The following is a 20411-nucleotide window of genomic DNA, read 5'->3' as shown; positions in this document are numbered from 1 at the left end:
GTTATGCCTCCTTGCCGTGTGCTGCTGGTATCACTGCTACCAGTTCGGTTACAGAATGCGCCTGCTGTTGATGTAAGTTTTGACCCAGTTTTTTATACGGGCTTTGACTTGCTTTTACTTCAGCGTCTACCAGTGTTTTACCACTCTCTTTACGCAGCTGGTCTAAGTATGGCTTATAGCCTTGCTCACCCAACCAAAACTGAATCATGTTACTTACGCCGCGACTGGTCAAAGTTGCACCACTAATACCGTCAACCCAGTTCTCTTTTGGATTACCAGCTTTGGTCACGCCAGTAGCAACGGCACCTTTGTCATCATAAGAGTGAATACCACTCCACATCGCACGCCATTCTGGCTCTTCGATACGAGCGCCTAGACCTGGAGTTTCTTTATGGTCATAGAAACTGATACCTTTGATGGTATTCATGTCGCTTTCAAGGGTCAAGAAACCATAAATAGTACCCCAAAGACCGTAGCCTTGGATCGGTAGTACCACTATTTCAGGTTGTCCAGCGTCGTCATTCTTGACATAAACTTTGGCATATTTAGGCTTACGACCGATACCGGCAGGATCATTACCACCCAAATCTTCACTCAGTGCTTTATTCTTAGTTGCTTGGCTGGCGTCATAAGCATTACGGTCAGGGATGCCAGCAGCGGTCAGCGCGTCATCATCAAGGTAGTTGCCTTTATTTAGGTCAACGATTTTTACCTCAAAATCTTTAAAGCGCTCCGCCACATCTTCATTGGTATCAGACGCAGGGTCAAACATACCAGCGGCAACCAAGATGTTTTTATTACGGTCTAAGCGCGCGTTTTCTACTTGCGCAGGCTTTAGACCCACAGCCGCAGCTGAGACCAATACCGAACACACCAAACATAGCGTCAACGCCACACTGATGGTTTTTGCGTTATTACTTTTGGGCTTGGACATAGCGAACCCTCCGAGCAGTTTGGCGTTTGATATTTGCTTGAGTGACAAAATAGTCAAACAGTGGCGCAAATAAGTTAGCAAATAAAATGGCTAGCATGATGCCTTCTGGGAAAGCTGGATTAATGACACGAATCAATACGGTCATAAAACCAATCAAGATACCGTAAGCCCAGCGCCCTTTATTGGTATGCGCAGCAGATACTGGATCAGTTGCCATAAACACGGCACCAAAAGCAAAACCACCGATCACTAAGTGCCAGTAAAACGGCAAGCTCATCATCATATTGTCTTCAGAGCCAATCATATTAAACACAAGAGATGTGGCAATTAGACCAACCACACAACCTGCCATGATGCGCCATGAGGCAATGCGCGTCCAAAGTAGGACAGCAGCACCCATTAAGATAGCTAGCGTCGATACTTCACCGATACTGCCTTGCATGTTGCCTAAGAATGCATCACTCCACGTGATGGCATTGCCATAAACATCAACAAAATCTTGTGGGACAACCCCAAGGGCAGCAAGACCAAGTGGCGTTGCTCCTGAGAAACCATCAACGGCAGTCCATACTGAGTCGCCTGACATATAAGCCGGATAAGCAAAGTATAAGAACGCACGACCCGATAGGGCAGGGTTAAGGAAGTTTTTACCTGTACCACCGAATACCTCTTTTGCCACGACAACACCAAAGATAATACCTAAGGCAACTTGCCATAATGGGATATCGGGTGGCAGACATAGTGCAAACAGTACAGAGGTAACAAAGAAGCCTTCGTTGACTTCATGACCACGGACGACGGCGAAGATAATCTCACAGAGAATACCAACCCCAAAGGTCACAAGGTAAATCGGTAAGAACTGCATAGCACCGTAGACGAAGCTTGCCCAGATACTGTCTGGATTATAGCCTGCCATACTGGTGATAATGGTGCGCCAGCCTTCAGGCTGTAAGCCGAGGGTTGCAATCGCAGTCAATGCTTGATGACCGATATTGTACATACCCCAAAACATGGCTGGGAAGGTACATAACCAGACGGTAATCATAATACGCTTAAGGTCAATACCGTCGCGCACATGTGATGAGGCGTATGTCGTTGAGCTTGGTTGACGCAAAAACGTATCAAACATCTCAAAGATAGCGTAGTATTTTGTGTGTTTGCCACCCTTGGTGAAAGACGGCTCCATACGATCGAACATATTGTGTAAAAATTTCATCGTGGTTAGCCCTCCAGCTCAATGCGCGTTAAGTTATCACGCAAAATATCGCCGAATTCATATTTGCCAGGAGATACGAAGGTGCATAATGCTAAATCTTCTTCGTCCAATTCAAGTACACCCAAATCTACAGCCGTGATAATGTCTTCGACAATCAAAGCACGCAATAGCTGGGTTGGCAGATAGTCTTGTGGCATGACTTCTTCATAGACACCGATTGGCACCATCGCTCTAGGTGAGCCATTGCTCGTGGTGGTGAAGTTATACTTTTTGCCACCAAAAAACTGCGAAATATAGATAGGCAGTTTAGAGAAGCGGTTGGCGCCTGGCGTAAAGAAGTGGAACGCTGGACGCTCACGACCTTCTGCTAGCACACTGACTTGATTATCAAAGCGACCAAGATAGGCAATATTGCCAAATACTTGACGCCCAGATAGCACTGAACCTGAAATCACACGGTTCTCGCCAGCTGTCAAATTACCTTTGGTCAAGGCAGCAATATCCGCACCGCGTTCGGTGGCGATAATATGCGGGTTACTGACAGCAGGACCGGCTAAGCTCAGTAGGCGACGCGTATATAAGCGCCCGCTAGTAAATAGCTTGCCAATCGCAATCACATCTTGATAACCAATCGTCCAAACGCTTGTACCACGCATGATAGGGTGCAAGAAATGAATGTGCGTGCCTGCAAGACCAGCAGGATGTTTGCCCGCAAAGCTATGATACTCAGTGACATTATTAGCTGCAGTTTTTGCAACTGGTGTCAACTGACTATTGCCATGATGGCAGACAAAGGTCTTTGGGCTCAAAGTGGATAATACAGCAAGACCGTCGTTGAACGCTTGCAGTTGCTCATTGATCAGCAACATCGGGTCAAATGCCAATGGATTGGTATCCATGGCTGTGACGAAGATAGCATGAGGACGCGCACCGATTTCAGGAGCACGGCTAAAGGGGCGCGTACGGAACGCCGTCCATTCACCAGAGGCAAGCAGTTGGGTTTCAACGACTTCAGAATCTAGGTCAGCAAGTTGCTGGGAGTCGTAGCGCTGAAATTCTACTTCCGCACCATTTGGGTCGACCGCAATTACAAGACTTTCAAACACACGACGTTCACCGCGTTTAATGGCGATGACTTTACCAGCAGCAGGCGCAGTGTAGATAACGCCAGCCCGTTTTTTGTCTTCAAAAACGGGTTGACCTTTTGCTACGATATCGCCTTCTTTGACATTCATCGTCGGCTTCATACCAACGTAATCATAGCCAATAAGTGCCACATGGGCGGGTCTGTGCTCAGATATCTCGCGAGAGGGTTCACCAGTGATGGGTAAATCCAAACCTTTCTTGATGGTAATCATAAGCGAAAACTTAGTCCATAGTCTAAAACGATACCAGACGTCCTGTGTGGTATATCGGCAGCATGAATGGTAACGCCATCACTAAAATAACCAAATCATATCTTATAAAAAGACAGCGATAAGGTTTTTAATAATGACACTTCATGACTACTAGTAAGAGTATTAACGCTGACCTTAGACTCCTTAACAACACGTTAATGTCTTATTCGAATGACCAAAGTGGCGACTGGCTACCAAGGTGTATACTAAAACACTGCAATCTAACTCTCATCTCTTAAAGAAATGGTGTTAGACAAAATACGGTTTTACCATACGATTTATTAAAATCTTAAAATCCATACTATTTGTGAGATTTAAGCAGCACAACCCATTTGCTTAAATACAAATGAGAGATAAATGACTTATGATACTGAGTAGAAGCTATCTAAGCGCTATTGAATAACCTATGATTATAGGATAAATATTAGGACTGAGTAACAGCCGTTGCTAAGCGAAACGTTTAATAGCGTATCAATACCGCATTATCATCTATCTTGCAATGATCGAAACCATCTATAGGTAGCAGACGATCTGGCTTTATCGCACAAATACAAATTTACCTAGGATTATACGCTAAACTGACCTAAAATTGCCAGTTGGTAATCGAATTTACCCAATGTTGCTAGTAATCCTTTGTGCTAAAACTTATGGTTATGACTGTCTGTTTTCTGCTGCAATAGAGAGAAAACTTTAGTTGATTTTATGACTAGAGTACCTATATCATTTTTGAATCACTATCATGCTTATACATCTTTCGTAGTGAATTGACTTTATCGTGACCTGCTTAAATTGGCAGTTCTAGACATTTTATATTAAGTTTGTGTTTAAATGGCTCTTGTAAGCTAACCTACCTCCAAGTTTTGATTATTAATATCGTTTTATAAGGAATCCTATATGTGCGCTGTCCCTGTGATTATCCCTGCTATCGATCTCAAAGATGGTAAGTGTGTGCGCTTAAAACAAGGTCGTATGGAAGATGATACGGTATTTTCTGATGACCCTGTGGCGATGGCGGCACGTTGGGTAAAAGAAGGCGCGCGCCGTCTGCATTTGGTCGATCTAAATGGCGCATTTGATGGGATTCCAGTGCATAAGCAAGTGGTACATGACATTGCAAAAGCTTTTCCTAAACTGCCAATTCAATTGGGCGGCGGTGTGCGCAATATGCAAACTATTGAGCAGTATATTACTGCTGGTCTGACCTATATTATTATCGGTACCAAAGCGGTTGAAGATCCGGATTTTGTTGCTGAGGCGTGCCGTGAGTTTGCTGGACACATTATCGTTGGTATCGATGCCAAAGATGGCATGGTCGCAACCCATGGTTGGGCAAACGTGACTGACACCAAAGCCACTGAGCTTGCCAAACGTTTTGCTGATGTTGGCGTGTCTTCTATCGTCTATACCGATATCGCCCGTGATGGCATGATGCAAGGCGTTAATGTCGAGCAAACCGTCAATTTGGCACGTGAAGGTGGCTTACCAGTGATTGCATCAGGCGGCGTCACCGATATGAAAGATATTGAGTTGTTAAAACCTTATGGTGATTGCATTGAAGGTATCATTACTGGTCGTGCTATCTATGAGGGCACGTTAGATTTGGGCGAGGCACAACTTTATTTGGACGGTAAATAATATTTGAAAAATACGCTTATCAGATTTTGAATAGATAAGGCGTAATCAAGGATGCTTATGGCCACTTATTTTGACTGCATTACATCACGCAAGTGCCAAAAAATGTGGAGTCAATGGCTGTTGCTATTAAGCATCCTATTAAGTTTACCAGCTTATGCCGCTCAAGAAAGCGAAACTGTTAATCCTACTGTATTAGACAGTAATGCTGCCAAGCCTGCGCTTGATAGCAACGCATTACCTAATGCGGCTAATGACATTAATAGCACCCCTCTTCCTAGTAATACTCCTGAAAGTGGCACTTTGCCGGCTCAAGCGCCAGCTGTACCACCTCCGCTAACCCCTATTTCAATTGAACCTGCACCTCCTATCGATGGCGAGAGCAGTAATAACACTCAAATTGAAACTGCTCAAACTGTGCAACATGATAATGACATCCGCCAACGTATCAGTGGGATATTCTCAGAAATTGAAGGCTTGCAAGCAATTAATGTTGGTGTCACTCAAGGCGTTGTTACTCTAACCGGTGAAACACCCAACGAGAAAAAAGCCCAACAAGCCATTAATCTTACCAATCGTTTGACAGATGTTGTCACAGTTGAAGATAAGATTAACCGAACGCTTGATGTCCAGGATAATGTCACGACGGTTTATCAAAGCATCAAAGCTCAAGCCAAAAACCTTATCAAAGCTGTGCCGTTATTATTGGTCGGGATTATTTTATTTGCTTTAGTAACTTGGTTTGGTAGTTGGTTGTCCAATCGGCAAAAAATGTGGCAGCGCTTAACGCCCAATCCTTTTGTTGCAGAATTATTGTCGCAGACTGTCAAAGTCATTTTTATTATTCTGGGGCTTATATTAGCGTTAAGCCTAATCGGCGCGGAGACGATTTTGGGAACGCTACTTGGCGGCGCTGGGGTCATCGGTATTGCCGTTGGTTTCGCGGTTAAGGATACTATTGAAAATTATATTGCCTCTTTAATGCTCAGTATTCGCCAACCATTTCGCGCCCGCGATCATATTTTGATTAATGCTCAAGAGGGAATAGTGGTGCGCCTGACGTCGCGCGCGACTATTTTAATGACGTTAGATGGCAATCAATTACGTATTCCCAATGCCGAAGTCTTTAAAGCCACGATTTTAAATTACACCAAAAATCCTGAACGCCGCTTTACCTTTGAATTAGGCGTTGATGCCAATGACGATCCGCTTGCTGCCATCAAAGTGGGTATCGATGCGATTTCTCAATTGGGTTTTGCCTTAGATAAGCCAAAAGTCACCGCGATTATCAAGGAAGTAGGCGACTCAAACATTATTTTGCAGTTCCAAGTATGGGTCAATCAATCAGAAGCTGATTTTTCCAAAGCCCGCAGTATAGCTATTCGCGAGACCAAGCATGCTTTAGAAGATGAAGGTTTTAGCTTACCTGAGCCCATTTATCAGTTACGCTTTAACCATAAACTAGAACAAGCGTTTGAGTATTTCCAAAGCAGTCGAAATGGTGATAAGTCTCAAGAAAACATAACAGTAACGCCTATCATCGTTAAGCCTTCTAATGATTCTAAAATAGCTAATGACGCTCAAGCGGCTGAAACTACGATTGAAGATAAAGATAAACAACAAGCAAAGGCGCGGGCGAAGCATATCTTGCAAGGTCGGAATGCCGATCAAGTGCTTGATGCGCGCCCTGACGAAAAGCTAATGGAAAAGGTTGAGCAGGAAATTGCCGAAAATTCAGATGAAACTGATTTATTAAGCAATAGTAGCCCGCAAGAGTAGCGTTGAATACCAACTATAAAAATCGGCATAGAAAATGCAGCGAAATGTTTATCTACATTTTATCGAACTAAACGAGACATTTTTATGCAAATGAAACATCTGATTATATTCGCGGTCGTTGGTATGGTTGTGTTATTGGGTTTTAATGTCATGAATGGCAGTCAACGTGAACAAAACCGAGAAGTTATAGCAGCGAGTAGTGAGGCAGCTGTATCTGAAAATAATGGTTCTGATACGAGAAATGCTAATGCCAGCGATACATCAGATATCGCAAGCAAGCCCTTAGGTCAGCAGCCGAAAGCGATTCTAGATGATGCTACTACCAAGATCGATCAGGCACAGCAAGCAGATGCTGCGCGCTTAGAGCAAATGAGTCCTGCGGAGCAGTGATAGATCTGTTATTAGAAAACTGAAGACACAAAGAAGGCTAACGATAACGTTAGCCTTCTTTAATACTTATAGATTCAAGCTGGTTTAGCTCTTTTTACTACTGCCTCTACCACCACGACTGCCGCTTCTCTTCGCAGGTGATTTCTTTGGCTGATCTTTGCTTGTGGAGCTGCGGTTTGGCTGACTAGAGTTTGAATGATCTTTCTTAGTTTGATTCATTTTACTAGAGTGCAGCTTTGCTTGTAAACCAAAGTCAATTTGTAGCAGATCCATATTAACGCCAGCTACTTTCACTTTAACCAAATCGCCCAGCCCAAACACTGTGCCTCTATCTTTACCGATAAGCTGTTGCTGCTGCTCATCATAAACAAAGAAATCGTCACCAACGTTTGAGATATGCACCAAACCATCGATATACAAATCCGTCAGAGTAATAAATAAACCAAAGTTTGTGACGGTAGTTACGACACCATCGAACTCTTCGCCGACATGATCTTTCATATAATGACATTTGAGCCATGATTCTACGTAGCGTGAAGCCTTTTCAGCACGGCGCTCAGTATCTGAGGTTTGCATGCCAGCACCTTCTAATGAAAAATCCATCACAGGCTGTTTGGCATTTGTCACTTTCGCCTTGATCGCACGATGCAACATTAAATCAGGATAACGACGAATCGGCGAGGTAAAATGGCTGTACTCGTCGTAAGCCAAACCAAAGTGACCGATATTGTCAGGTGAATAGTTTGCTTGCATCATCGAACGTAACAGCATGCTATGAATGCTAATCGCATCCGGTCGCTCTTTAGTCGCTTCAATGATACGCTGATAATCCGCTTGAGTAGGATTTTCTTCTGGGAAGCTTAGACCAAAGTTTTTGGCATATTCATGGATACGCATCGACTTTTCGCCATCAGGCTTATCATGATTACGATATAACACAGGCAGCTCGTTTTTTAGTGCAAAGTTTGCTGCACAGGTATTGGCAAGCAACATGCACTCTTCGATAAGCTTTTGCGCATCACCGCGCGTACGAGGCAAGATGGCTTCGATACCACCTTTTTCATTGAACTTAATATACGTTTCAACGGTCTCAAACTCCATCGCATGACGCTCTTCACGCTTTTTGAGGAGTAGCTCATACAGTTGATGTAAGGTATCGACAGATTTTTTGACCTCTTTATTTTCTGTCAACGATTTTGGAACGCTACTGTCTTTTGGATTCTCAAGATAAGCATTCACTTGATTATAAGTCAAGCGCGCTTGCGAGTGCATGACGCCAGGATAAAACTCATAACTGGTGATTTTACCAGCACGTGATATCTTAATATCAGCAACCATACAGAGGCGATCAAGATTAGGATTCAGCGAACAGAGACCATTAGACAGTACTTCAGGTAACATAGGAATCACTTGATGCGGGAAATATACTGACGTACCACGCTCGTAAGCATTTTGATCAAGTGGCGAGTTCGGTGTCACATAATAACTGACATCCGCAATCGCTACCAAGACGCGATAATTACCACCAGAACGCTTTTCTGCAAACACAGCATCATCAAAATCACGAGCATCTTCACCATCGATCGTCACTAATGGCAACTCACGTAAGTCGACACGACCTTTTAGATCTTTTTCAGTCGGCTCTTTATAATCATTTGCTTGATTGAGCGCCGCTTCACTGAACTCTGATGGAATATCATAATTAAGTAACGTAGTCTCAATGATCAGTTCGCGATCATTGTCATCAGATAAGACTTCAGTGATTTTGCCCGTGGCAAATTCATGCTGATTTGGCCAATCAATAATATCAACTTTTACCGGCGAGCCTTGCTTAGCATTGAAAGCCTGTACATTGTCTTCTGTAACGGTAATCGGCTGATGGTTATTTGGGCTACCAAGCTCAACGCAGTAACCGTCTTCATCATGAGCCAGCGTACCAATAAAATGATTTTGACGACGCTCAACGACATCAACGATACGACCTTCAGTACGACCGCGGTTGTCTGTTGACGTGCCAACGGCTTCTACTGTATCGCCATTAAAGACCCAACGCATTTGTTTTTCATGCAAGAATAGGTCAGGCATATCACTTAATAATACAAAGCCAAAGCCCTTTGGATGGGCTGTTACTGTACCGGTGACAATATCGTGCTGAGTGACCGTACGATAGCGATAAGGGCGACCATCACGATTGACTTGTCCATCGCGCGTCATCGCTTTTAGGCGGTTGCCCAAAGCGTCAAACTGATCAGGATCAGCAATATTAAAGGCTTTTGCCAATTGCTGATGGGTGATTTCACCGTGTTCATTAATCGTGCTTAATATAAGCTCGCGACTAGGAATCGGGTTATCATATTTTTGTGCCTCACTTGAGGCGTTTGGATCATTCCAACTCATAAATTACCGTATCTATTTTTAAATTATTAATAATGACTATCTTAACACGAACAACGTCCCAATATCTTAGGTCAATTGTCTTATCTGTATTTGATAGCGAGTAGTCGTTAGTGGTCAAATTTTATTAAAAGTGAATGCTTATCTAAATCAAATATCAATATCGACCGTATTTGATTTATTGGTTATTTTTTCCATGCTCAATTCTTTTGACACTTCTAATACCGTGGTCTGATTAGATTTATCGAGGTATTTTTGGGCTTTATCAACCTCAGTGGTCAAGGTATTGACCGTTTGCTTCATATTCTCAAGCGCTTCAATTTTATAATTGCTAATCATATCCATGGTGTCATAGACATTATTGAAGGCATTTTGCAATTTATCAAGCTCAATAGTGCTGCTGGTCGCTTGCTCATGAATCTCAAGTGATTGACGCTTGAGCATTGCCGAAGTTGATTCAATCAAGCTACTGGTCGTTTTATTTAAAGCAGTAATTTGGTCAAGTACCAGTTTTTGGTTAGTCATGGCTTGTGCCACAACCACTGCCGTACGTAGGGCTGAGATAGTGGTAGTAGTGGCGCGATCTACCCCTTTAATCAGCTCTAAATTGTTTTTACGGATAGTATCCAATGCTAAATAACCTTGAACGTTTACCGCCAATTGTGTCAAAAAGTCGGTATTTTTTTGGCGGACATAAAACAGCATCTCTTCTTTAATAATACGTGCTTTCTCAGGGTCAGTCGCTTCTATCGCATAGACTTTTTGCTCGAGCTGCTCATCGATTTTTTTACCCACATAGATATATTGGCGAATCGATTGCATCAGCTCCCACATATTAATTTTTTCTTGCTCAATCATCGCATTGTCTTTGAGCAGCTCATCTTTACCATTATATAGGCTCGTTACTACCGCATTAATATGAGATTGCGCTGACTCATACTGACGGAAATAATCTTGTACTTTATTACCAAATGGAATCAAGCCAAATAGCTTGCGTGAGCTGGTCAGCTCTTTTTTGCTGGGGTCTAAATCTTCGACGATACCGCGCAGCTCCGTCAATGATTTTGCAATAGGGGAGTTATCAAATAAGCTATCGTTGAGGCTTTTAGCGGGTAGCTCTAACATACGGTTAGACACTTGCGCCGATTCACGGATTTCTTTATTACCCAAATTATGAATAGATTGGACGTTCTGTTGAAATTCAGAGCTGTGTACAGAGTTATTGATGACATGATCGACAAAAGCATCGACTTTAGCATCAAGCTCTGGAATATCGCTGTCATCTAACTTGACCATCTGATCTGCTTCACTTTTTTGTATCTCTTTAACTGGTTCTGGCGCGGTTAGAGTAATCGTTGGTGTAGAGGTGTTAACAGGTGGGGTTAATTCTTGCATAAGGCTTCCTATGATATCTAAAAGAGATTATATTTTTTATCAGCGACCTTCATAGTCGAGGCATGGATTATTTTTATCAGTTTAATTGTTTTCATTGAAATTATGATTCATAAAGATAGAGTAGGTCTTTAGATTACCGTGTAATGAAAAGGTTGAGAAGATGGGTTTTGTAAAGCACTGTCGGCTTCATATATTTAAAGTAACGATGGTCAAAGAGGTGTCAGTGTTATAATGAACTATAGTTAAAATATCTCAAAAACGCTACAGTGCTGCTGATATAAATTTTTTGCAGCCTCTGTCTGCGTAGGCACAGCAAGCAAGAAAATGAATATCAGCAGTACTTGATGTATCGATATTACTTTTCCCTGACTATATAAATATGCTTATTAAGCCCTACATACTAAAAACCACCAATACGCCGTAGCATATTGGTGGTGAGAAATCATGAATATCTATATAAACACAGCCACTACTAAGAATAGACGATTAAAAAGTCTATTTCTTCTTAGTAGGTCCTAACAGCATACCCATTTGACGACCTTCCATCTTAGGATACTGTTCGACGTTTGAGATATCAGCCGTATCTTCAATGATACGATCAAGTTGCTTGCGACCAATTTCTTGGTGCGCCATTTCACGTCCGCGGAAACGGATGCTAATTTTAACTTTATCCTGATCTTCTAAGAAGCTAACGATTTTTCTCAATTTAACCTGATAATCGGCTTCTTCAGTGCTAGGACGTAGCTTCATCTCTTTTAGCTGAGTCTGCTTTTGGTTCTTTTTAGCTTCTTTCGCCTTTTGCTTCTGATCATAGAGGAAATGTTTATAATCCATGATTTTACATACTGGCGGTTTGGCTTCGGGAACCAGCTCTACTAAATCTAGACTGTCTTCACGTGCCGCTTTCATCGCGGTGTCGATATCGACCACGCCCATTTGTTCACCGTCTTCTTTGACCAGACGGACTTCTTTGGCACTGATATCTTCATTAATGTTCAAACGGTTTGACTGTTTAATAGGTATTACTCCTGATCTATTTTTGGGATCTGTCGGCCCTTTTTGGCAACAGCTGCTTCTACTAATGTGATAAATTCAGCGACACTCATCACGCCTAGATTTTCGCCTTCGCGAGTCCTAACGTTGACGCTGCCTGATTCGACTTCTTTATCCCCTAATACTAGCATATAGGGAATACGTTCTAATGTTTTCTCTCGTATCTTAAATCCAATCTTTTCGTTACGCAAGTCACTAATGGCGCGTAAGCCTGCTTTTTTCAACTCATTGACCACATTTTCACATGCATCTGCCTGTTTATCTGTGATATTCATGACTACTAATTGTTGCGGCGCTAGCCATACTGGCATCCAACCGGCATAGTTCTCAATCAAGATACCGATAAAGCGCTCAAATGAACCTAAGATGGCACGGTGCAACATAATCGGTACTTCGCGCTCGTTTTGCTCATTGACGAATTCGGCATCAAGACGCTCAGGCATATTCGGGTCAACCTGAATAGTACCGCACTGCCATACGCGACCTAATGAATCTTTTAGACTAAATTCAATCTTGGGACCATAGAATGCGCCTTCACCTGGTAGATAAGCCCAATCAAGACCGGAACTATCCAATGCATCGGCTAATGCTTTTTCTGCAAAATCCCAAGACTCATCGCTACCGACACGTTTTTCAGGACGAGTCGATAGTTTCATAATGATCTTATCAAAACCAAAATCTTCGTAAACAGCAAGGGTCAGCTTAATAAAATCTGCGACTTCTTGTTGAATCTGCGATTGTGTACAGAAGATATGAGCATCATCTTGAGTGAAACCGCGAACCCGCATCAAACCATGGAGCGAACCTGATGGCTCGTTTCGATGGCATGAACCAAACTCTGCCATACGTAATGGCAAGTCACGGTAAGATTTTAAGCCTTGATTAAAGACTTGCACGTGACAAGGACAGTTCATCGGTTTTACCGCATAATCACGATTTTCGCTCGAAGTGGTAAACATATTGGTCGCATAGTTGCCCCAATGTCCAGAACGCTCCCACAAGCTACGATCGACAATTTGCGGCGTTTTAATCTCTTCATAACCATTATCGTGCTGCACTTTACGCATATATTGCTCAAGTACTTGATAAATCGTCCAACCATTGGCATGCCAAAACACCATACCTGGTGCTTGCTCTTGCATATGGAATAGATTTAACGCTTTACCAATTTTACGATGGTCACGTTTTTCGGCTTCTTCAATACGCTGGATATAGGCTTTTAAATCTTTTTTATCCGCCCAAGCCGTACCATAAATACGCTGAAGCTGTTCATTTTTGGCATCACCGCGCCAATAAGCACCTGACATTTTGGTCAGTTTAAAGACTTTTAAGAAGCGGGTATTTGGCACGTGTGGACCACGGCACATATCGACATATTCTTGATGATGATATAGACCAAAGGCTTCTTCGCCTGGCATATCATTAATCAGCTTAAGCTTATAGTCTTCACCACGTTCTTCAAAGATTTTAATGACTTCAGCACGTGGCGTTATTTTTTTGATAACGTCATAATCTTGCTTGATGAGCTCCATCATGCGTTTTTCAATGGCTGCCATATGCTCAGGCGTAAACGGCGTTTCGCTATAGATGTCATAATAAAAACCATCATCGATAACGGGACCAATCACCATTTTCACATCAGGATATAACTGCTTAACGGCATGACCTAATAGGTGAGCACAAGAATGGCGAATGATATCGACACCGTCATCATCTTTTGGTGTCACGATTTCAACTTTCGCATCATGGGCGATAGGGTCATGCGCATCTACCAACTGACCATCCACACGTCCAGCGACAGTCGCTTTAGCAAGCCCTGTCCCAATACTTTGCGCCACTTCCATGACCGTTGTATTACCTTCGAAGTTTTTTACGCTACCATCGGGTAAAGTAATCGCTACCATAATCTATTCACCTTTTTGCGTCCGTTGGCAGTGATGATTGCAACCATCAATCATATAACCGTAAGACTGCGTCAATTATATCTAATTACTATGATATGTTGTAAGAGATGGTATTACTTAAAGGCAAGGCTCAAAGCAGCAGCTTCTTAGCTAAGTCTTAATAAACGAAGTGCCATTAAGTAATATTATAAAGTCAGCTATTATAGCAAAAAATGTCTATTAACACTAGATAAATGGGGAGTAGGGACTGTTATGAATAGCCATCTATTCTATATGGTCGTTAACAAGTTTCCATATATAGGTGCTTTCTATACCAATATCAATACACTCAAATAAAAGGCTTTTTAGCGATAAAGCAGCTACTCAAAATAGATTGATAGTAGGCAGTGGTAATGCAATTAAATAGGGGCATTTATGACCAAAGGTGCATTTACAAGATTATTTAATGATAGCAAAGATAATTAATGCGTTAAGTATTTGAAAACAATCGACTATTTGAACCCTACTTAAATTAGTTTAAAAACCTTTGATAAAGCAGTTGACACCCCAGTCAGAATCTATATAATACGCCCCACAGCAAAGGAAGCTAGGCAATAAGTTAACCAACTTATCACTTAGATTACCGAGTTGAAACAAATTAAGAAAAGAAGTTGACAGACTATTAAAACATGATATGATGGTCAGCTCGCTAAATAGGATAAGCCAGATTGGTTTAGCATATTTAGTTAGAATACTCTAACTGGACGACAGTAGAGACATTATTTAAAAGCATAACTAAAGAACAACTTGTGTGGATTTTTGCTGATTCAGAATGCTAAAAAATAAAGTTGGTTGACTATCTTTTCGATAGGATTCTAACTATAAAAATTATCATTTAAGACAGTAAAAAAACTCAAAGTTAATTCATTACGAACATAATTTTTAGCGATTTTGCCAGATTAGATGAGCCAAGTTTAGAAGTCTCTTTAAAGGACTTCATAGCAAGATTAAACTGAAGAGTTTGATCATGGCTCAGATTGAACGCTGGCGGCAGGCTTAACACATGCAAGTCGAGCGGAAACGATGATAGCTTGCTATCAGGCGTCGAGCGGCGGACGGGTGAGTAATACTTAGGAATCTACCTAGTAGTGGGGGATAGCACGGGGAAACTCGTATTAATACCGCATACGACCTACGGGAGAAAGGGGGCAGTTTACTGCTCTCGCTATTAGATGAGCCTAAGTCGGATTAGCTAGATGGTGGGGTAAAGGCCTACCATGGCGACGATCTGTAGCTGGTCTGAGAGGATGATCAGCCACACCGGGACTGAGACACGGCCCGGACTCCTACGGGAGGCAGCAGTGGGGAATATTGGACAATGGGGGAAACCCTGATCCAGCCATGCCGCGTGTGTGAAGAAGGCCTTTTGGTTGTAAAGCACTTTAAGCAGTGAAGAAGACTCTTCGGTTAATACCCGGAGACGATGACATTAGCTGCAGAATAAGCACCGGCTAACTCTGTGCCAGCAGCCGCGGTAATACAGAGGGTGCAAGCGTTAATCGGAATTACTGGGCGTAAAGGGAGCGTAGGTGGCTCGATAAGTCAGATGTGAAATCCCCGGGCTCAACCTGGGAACTGCATCTGATACTGTTGAGCTAGAGTATGTGAGAGGAAGGTAGAATTCCAGGTGTAGCGGTGAAATGCGTAGAGATCTGGAGGAATACCGATGGCGAAGGCAGCCTTCTGGCATAATACTGACACTGAGGCTCGAAAGCGTGGGTAGCAAACAGGATTAGATACCCTGGTAGTCCACGCCGTAAACGATGTCTACTAGTCGTTGGGTCCCTTGAGGACTTAGTGACGCAGCTAACGCAATAAGTAGACCGCCTGGGGAGTACGGCCGCAAGGTTAAAACTCAAATGAATTGACGGGGGCCCGCACAAGCGGTGGAGCATGTGGTTTAATTCGATGCAACGCGAAGAACCTTACCTGGTCTTGACATATCTAGAATCCTGCAGAGATGCGGGAGTGCCTTCGGGAATTAGAATACAGGTGCTGCATGGCTGTCGTCAGCTCGTGTCGTGAGATGTTGGGTTAAGTCCCGCAACGAGCGCAACCCTTGTCCTTAGTTACCAGCGGGTTAAGCCGGGAACTCTAAGGATACTGCCAGTGACAAACTGGAGGAAGGCGGGGACGACGTCAAGTCATCATGGCCCTTACGACCAGGGCTACACACGTGCTACAATGGTAGGTACAGAGGGCAGCTACACAGCGATGTGATGCGAATCTCAAAAAGCCTATCGTAGTCCAGATTGGAGTCTGCAACTCGACTCCATGAAGTAGGAATCGCTAGTAATCGCGGATCAGAATGCCGCGGTGAATACGTTCCCGGGCCTTGTACACACCGCCCGTCACACCATGGGAGTTGATTGCACCAGAAGTGGATAGCTTAACCTTCGGGGGAGCGTTCACCACGGTGTGGTTGATGACTGGGGTGAAGTCGTAACAAGGTAGCCGTAGGGGAACCTGCGGCTGGATCACCTCCTTATAGATGGCATTCGGTCAGCAAGAATTCACAACAAGTTGTTCTTTAGTTTAAGCTAGTTTATTAGCTAGAGGTATATGCCTCGCACAGGCCTGTAGCTCAGCTGGTTAGAGCACCGTGTTGATAACGCGGGGGTCGGCAGTTCAAGTCTGCCCAGGCCTACCATTATTAGGGGCCATAGCTCAGTTGGTAGAGCGCCTGCCTTGCACGCAGGAGGTCAACGGTTCGACTCCGTTTGGCTCCACCACATAATAAACTATTCTTTAGATGCTAATAAATAAATAGGTATCAAATAGAAACAAGTGATTCGTCTTAACAAAGACAAGATTACTTCTTTCTGTTTTATACAGAATCTGTGACTCGACGAGAGCATAGAGACTATTTAAAAACATAGATATGAGTCTGGGTTAGGAACACGTGTTCACGCGTTGTTTCTAACCTTAATAACTCACTACTTAACGACATCAGTTGTTATCCCAGTGGTGAGTTATTAAAAAAGTAAAGAGAACTGAATCAAGCGTATAAAATTAGGTGATATCGTTATCATAATTAGACTTATATAGCACTTAGAAATCTAACTCCTATCTTTAGTAATAAAGGTTAGAGAAAGACTACTTGGGGTTGTATGGTCAAGTAATGAAGCGCACATGGTGGATGCCTTGGCAGTCAGAGGCGATGAAAGACGTGACAGCCTGCGATAAGCTTCGGGGAGGCGGCAATATCCTGTGATCCGGAGATTTCTGAATGGGGAAACCCACCTACCATAAGGTAGGTATCTTGTACTTGTACAAGAGGCAAACGAGGGGAAGTGAAACATCTCAGTACCCTTAGGAAAAGACATCAAATGAGATTCCCCAAGTAGCGGCGAGCGAACGGGGAGAAGCCGATTAATGCTAATGTAGAAGAACAGCGTGGGAAAGCTGACCGTAGTAGGTGATAGTCCTGTATTCGAAACATTAGCGTTAACATATTAAGTAGGGCGGGACACGAGAAATCCTGTTTGAAGATGGGGGGACCATCCTCCAAGGCTAAATACTCCTGACTGACCGATAGTGAACCAGTACCGTGAGGGAAAGGCGAAAAGAACCCCTGTGAGGGGAGTGAAATAGAACCTGAAACCGTGTGCGTACAAGCAGTGGGAGCCTTAATTTATTAGGGTGACCGCGTACCTTTTGTATAATGGGTCAGCGACTTATGTTCTGTAGCAAGGTTAACCGTTTAGGGGAGCCGTAGGGAAACCGAGTCTTAATAGGGCGTTTAGTTGCAGGGCATAGACCCGAAACCGAGTGATCTATCCATGAGCAGGTTGAAAGTGCCGTAACAGGCACCGGAGGACCGAACCCACTATCGTTGAAAAGCTAGGGGATGACTTGTGGATAGGGGTGAAAGGCTAATCAAACTCGGTGATAGCTGGTTCTCCCCGAAAGCTATTTAGGTAGCGCCTCGGACGAACACCATTGGGGGTAGAGCACTGTTTCGGCTAGGGGGTCATACCGACTTACCAAACCGATGCAAACTCCGAATACCGATGAGTGATATCCGGGAGACACACAGTGGGTGCTAACGTCCATTGTGGAGAGGGAAACAACCCAGACCGCCAGCTAAGGCCCCAAATTCCTAGTTAAGTGGGAAACGAGGTGGGAAGGCATAGACAGCTAGGAGGTTGGCTTAGAAGCAGCCATCCTTTAAAGAAAGCGTAATAGCTCACTAGTCGAGTCGGCCCGCGCGGAAGATGTAACGGGGCTCAAACTAGGAGCCGAAGCTGCGGATTTGAATTTGTTTTCAAGTGGTAGGGGAGCGTTGTGTAAGCCTGTGAAGGTGTGTCGTAAGGCATGCTGGAGGTATCACAAGAGCGAATGCTGACGTGAGTAACGATAATGCGAGTGAAAAGCTCGCACGCCGGAAGATCAAGGGTTCCAGTCCAACGTTAATCGGGGCTGGGTGAGTCGACCCCTAAGGCGAGGCCGAAAGGCGTAGTCGATGGGAAATCGGTTAATATTCCGATACTTGTTTATAATGCGATGGAGGGACGGAGTAGGTTATGTCAGCCTGGCGTTGGTTGTCCAGGTGAAAGGATGTAGGCAGACAGTTTAGGCAAATCCGGACTGTCATTATGCTGAGATCTGATAGCAAGCTGTACTTGTACAGCGAAGTGGCAAATACCATGCTTCCAGGAAAAGCTTCTAAGCAATAGTTATAAACGAATCGTACCCTAAACCGACACAGGTGATCAGGTAGAGAATACCAAGGCGCTTGAGAGAACTCTGCTGAAGGAACTAGGCAAAATGGTACCGTAACTTCGGGAGAAGGTACGCTGCCGATGGTGATAGGACTTGCTCCTTGAGCTGTTGGCAGTCGCAGATACCAGGCTGCTGCAACTGTTTATTAAAAACACAGCACTCTGCAAACACGAAAGTGGACGTATAGGGTGTGATGTCTGCCCGGTGCTGGAAGGTTAATTGATGGGGTTAGCGTAAGCGAAGCTCTTGATCGAAGCCCCAGTAAACGGCGGCCGTAACTATAACGGTCCTAAGGTAGCGAAATTCCTTGTCGGGTAAGTTCCGACCTGCACGAATGACATAATGATGGCAGCGCTGTCTCCAGCAGAGACTCAGTGAAATCGAAATCGCAGTGAAGATGCTGTGTACCCGCGGCTAGACGGAAAGACCCCGTGAACCTTTACTACAGCTTTACATTGAACTTTGACCTGACTTGTGCAGGATAGGTGGGAGGCTTTGAAGCAGACACGCTAGTGTTTGTGGAGCCAATCTTGAAATACCACCCTGGTCATGTTGGGGTTCTAACTCAGGTATAACAATACCGAGGACAATGTATGGTGGGTAGTTTGACTGGGGCGGTCTCCTCCTAAAGAGTAACGGAGGAGTACGAAGGTGCGCTCAGACCGGTCGGAAATCGGTCGTAGAGTATAAAGGCAAAAGCGCGCTTAACTGCGAGACCCACAAGTCGAGCAGGTACGAAAGTAGGTCTTAGTGATCCGGTGGTTCTGTATGGAAGGGCCATCGCTCAACGGATAAAAGGTACTCTGGGGATAACAGGCTGATACCGCCCAAGAGTTCATATCGACGGCGGTGTTTGGCACCTCGATGTCGGCTCATCTCATCCTAGGGCTGAAGCAGGTCCTAAGGGTATGGCTGTTCGCCATTTAAAGAGGTACGCGAGCTGGGTTTAGAACGTCGTGAGACAGTTCGGTCCCTATCTACCGTGGGCGTTGGAAATTTGAGAGGATCTGCTCCTAGTACGAGAGGACCAGAGTGGACGAACCTCTGGTGTTCGGGTTGTCACGCCAGTGGCATTGCCCGGTAGCTACGTTCGGATGGGATAATCGCTGAAAGCATCTAAGCGAGAAGCCCACCTCAAGATTAGATTTCCCTAAAGAGCCGTTGAAGACTACGACGTTGATAGGCAGGGTGTGGAAGCACAGCGATGTGTGTAGCTAACCTGTACTAATTGCTCGTTTGGCTTGACCATACAACACCCAAGTGGTTTGTATGAAAGCTCTAATTAATCTATCTTGTATAGCCTAGGCTATAGAATATATATAATTTCGATATCACCTTTAACCTTGATTCAGTTAGGTTACAAGTTGGTCGACCAATAGATAATATCTTGACGTCAAAACAATAATAACAGACTCATATCTAACCCCCTTTGCTGACGACAATAGCACGATGGAACCACCTGATCCCTTCCCGAACTCAGAAGTGAAACATCGTCGCGCCAATGGTAGTGTGGTTCGCCCATGTGAGAGTAGGTCATCGTCAGCTCTCTATTC

At 43.9% G+C, this 20411-nt stretch carries 10 protein-coding genes, 2 tRNA genes and 3 rRNA genes; 8 read left to right on the top strand and 7 right to left on the bottom strand.

Features of this window, described 5'->3' with window-relative positions:
• Nucleotide 1: 1 nt before the first annotated feature.
• From H0262_RS00075 to H0262_RS00065, 3 genes are read right to left on the bottom strand one after another with little or no spacing between them, the layout of a single operon-like run.
• On the bottom strand, nucleotides 2–934 hold the full coding sequence (locus tag H0262_RS00075) for a Na(+)-translocating NADH-quinone reductase subunit C (protein ID WP_181209242.1): 933 nt from the start codon (nucleotides 932–934) through the stop codon (nucleotides 2–4).
• Nucleotides 915–2150 carry an NADH:ubiquinone reductase (Na(+)-transporting) subunit B gene (locus H0262_RS00070; RefSeq protein ID WP_011514726.1) on the bottom strand — a complete coding sequence of 412 codons (1236 nt, stop codon included), beginning with the start codon at nucleotides 2148–2150 and terminating at the stop codon, nucleotides 915–917. The genes H0262_RS00075 and H0262_RS00070 overlap by 20 nt, the downstream gene beginning before the upstream one ends.
• A 5-nt stretch (nucleotides 2151–2155) precedes the next feature.
• Entirely contained in the window at nucleotides 2156–3508 is a 1353-nt protein-coding gene (locus H0262_RS00065) for a Na(+)-translocating NADH-quinone reductase subunit A (RefSeq protein WP_011514725.1), read from the bottom strand.
• A gap of 933 nt (nucleotides 3509–4441) precedes the next feature.
• Between H0262_RS00065 and hisA the strand changes: the two genes are divergently transcribed.
• The 3 genes from hisA (at nucleotide 4442) to H0262_RS00050 (ending at nucleotide 7348) form a co-directional block, all read left to right on the top strand.
• Nucleotides 4442–5182 carry a 1-(5-phosphoribosyl)-5-[(5-phosphoribosylamino)methylideneamino]imidazole-4-carboxamide isomerase gene (hisA, locus tag H0262_RS00060; protein WP_011514724.1) on the top strand — a complete coding sequence of 247 codons (741 nt, stop codon included), beginning with the start codon at nucleotides 4442–4444 and terminating at the stop codon, nucleotides 5180–5182.
• Nucleotides 5183–5239: 57 nt separating this feature from the next.
• Entirely contained in the window at nucleotides 5240–6958 is a 1719-nt protein-coding gene (locus H0262_RS00055) for a mechanosensitive ion channel family protein (RefSeq protein ID WP_181209241.1), read from the top strand.
• Nucleotides 6959–7042: 84 nt separating this feature from the next.
• The gene (locus H0262_RS00050) at nucleotides 7043–7348 is read left to right on the top strand and encodes a hypothetical protein (protein WP_133104063.1); all 306 of its coding nucleotides are present in this window, start codon (nucleotides 7043–7045) and stop codon (nucleotides 7346–7348) included.
• Between the two features lie 84 nt (nucleotides 7349–7432).
• Here the strand turns inward: H0262_RS00050 and rnr are convergent, their stop codons facing one another.
• The 4 genes from rnr to thrS all read right to left on the bottom strand — a co-directional run bounded on the left by rnr (nucleotide 7433) and on the right by thrS (nucleotide 14094).
• Nucleotides 7433–9745, bottom strand: coding sequence for a ribonuclease R (gene rnr, locus H0262_RS00045; RefSeq protein WP_149492257.1), 2313 nt, complete (start codon nucleotides 9743–9745; stop codon nucleotides 7433–7435).
• Nucleotides 9746–9892: 147 nt separating this feature from the next.
• Nucleotides 9893–11137, bottom strand: coding sequence for a toxic anion resistance protein (locus H0262_RS00040; protein WP_181209240.1), 1245 nt, complete (start codon nucleotides 11135–11137; stop codon nucleotides 9893–9895).
• Between the two features lie 495 nt (nucleotides 11138–11632).
• A complete protein-coding gene (gene infC, locus H0262_RS00035; protein WP_011281352.1) occupies nucleotides 11633–12136 on the bottom strand; it encodes a translation initiation factor IF-3 in 504 nt (167 codons plus the stop codon).
• Between the two features lie 23 nt (nucleotides 12137–12159).
• Nucleotides 12160–14094, bottom strand: a complete 1935-nt coding sequence (gene thrS / locus H0262_RS00030) for a threonine--tRNA ligase (protein ID WP_181209239.1) — start codon at nucleotides 14092–14094, stop codon at nucleotides 12160–12162.
• A gap of 988 nt (nucleotides 14095–15082) precedes the next feature.
• Here thrS and H0262_RS00025 point away from each other — a divergent pair.
• From H0262_RS00025 to rrf, 5 genes are all read left to right on the top strand, one after another.
• Nucleotides 15083–16621, top strand: a 16S ribosomal RNA gene (locus H0262_RS00025).
• 85 nt (nucleotides 16622–16706) lie between these two features.
• Nucleotides 16707–16783: transfer RNA gene (locus H0262_RS00020), tRNA-Ile, on the top strand.
• A 6-nt stretch (nucleotides 16784–16789) separates the two neighbouring features.
• Nucleotides 16790–16865: transfer RNA gene (locus H0262_RS00015), tRNA-Ala, on the top strand.
• Between the two features lie 380 nt (nucleotides 16866–17245).
• Nucleotides 17246–20107 (top strand): 23S ribosomal RNA (locus tag H0262_RS00010).
• Nucleotides 20108–20289: 182 nt separating this feature from the next.
• A 5S ribosomal RNA gene (gene rrf, locus H0262_RS00005) occupies nucleotides 20290–20403 on the top strand.
• The 16S, 23S and 5S rRNA genes sit together here with 2 tRNA genes alongside, the layout of an rRNA operon.
• The last annotated feature ends 8 nt before the right edge of the window (nucleotides 20404–20411 follow it).

The sequence above is a fragment of the Psychrobacter sp. D2 genome, from assembly GCF_013608135.1.
In the GTDB taxonomy this organism is placed as follows: Bacteria; Pseudomonadota; Gammaproteobacteria; order Pseudomonadales; family Moraxellaceae; genus Psychrobacter; species Psychrobacter cryohalolentis.
The sequence above is the reverse complement of the archived record's forward strand: the minus strand, read 5'-3'. Positions and strand labels throughout refer to the sequence as shown.

Bases quoted from the DNA above. Each gene is read 5' to 3' on its own strand.
- H0262_RS00075 (WP_181209242.1), bottom strand. From the start codon at position 934: ATGTCCAAGCCCAAAAGTAATAACGCAAAAACCATCAGTGTGGCGTTG.
- H0262_RS00070 (WP_011514726.1), bottom strand. From the start codon at position 2,150: ATGAAATTTTTACACAATATGTTCGATCGTATGGAGCCGTCTTTCACC.
- H0262_RS00065 (WP_011514725.1), bottom strand. From the start codon at position 3,508: ATGATTACCATCAAGAAAGGTTTGGATTTACCCATCACTGGTGAACCC.
- hisA (WP_011514724.1), top strand. From the start codon at position 4,442: ATGTGCGCTGTCCCTGTGATTATCCCTGCTATCGATCTCAAAGATGGT.
- H0262_RS00055 (WP_181209241.1), top strand. From the start codon at position 5,240: ATGGCCACTTATTTTGACTGCATTACATCACGCAAGTGCCAAAAAATG.
- H0262_RS00050 (WP_133104063.1), top strand. From the start codon at position 7,043: ATGCAAATGAAACATCTGATTATATTCGCGGTCGTTGGTATGGTTGTG.
- rnr (WP_149492257.1), bottom strand. From the start codon at position 9,745: ATGAGTTGGAATGATCCAAACGCCTCAAGTGAGGCACAAAAATATGAT.
- H0262_RS00040 (WP_181209240.1), bottom strand. From the start codon at position 11,137: ATGCAAGAATTAACCCCACCTGTTAACACCTCTACACCAACGATTACT.
- thrS (WP_181209239.1), bottom strand. From the start codon at position 14,094: ATGGTAGCGATTACTTTACCCGATGGTAGCGTAAAAAACTTCGAAGGT.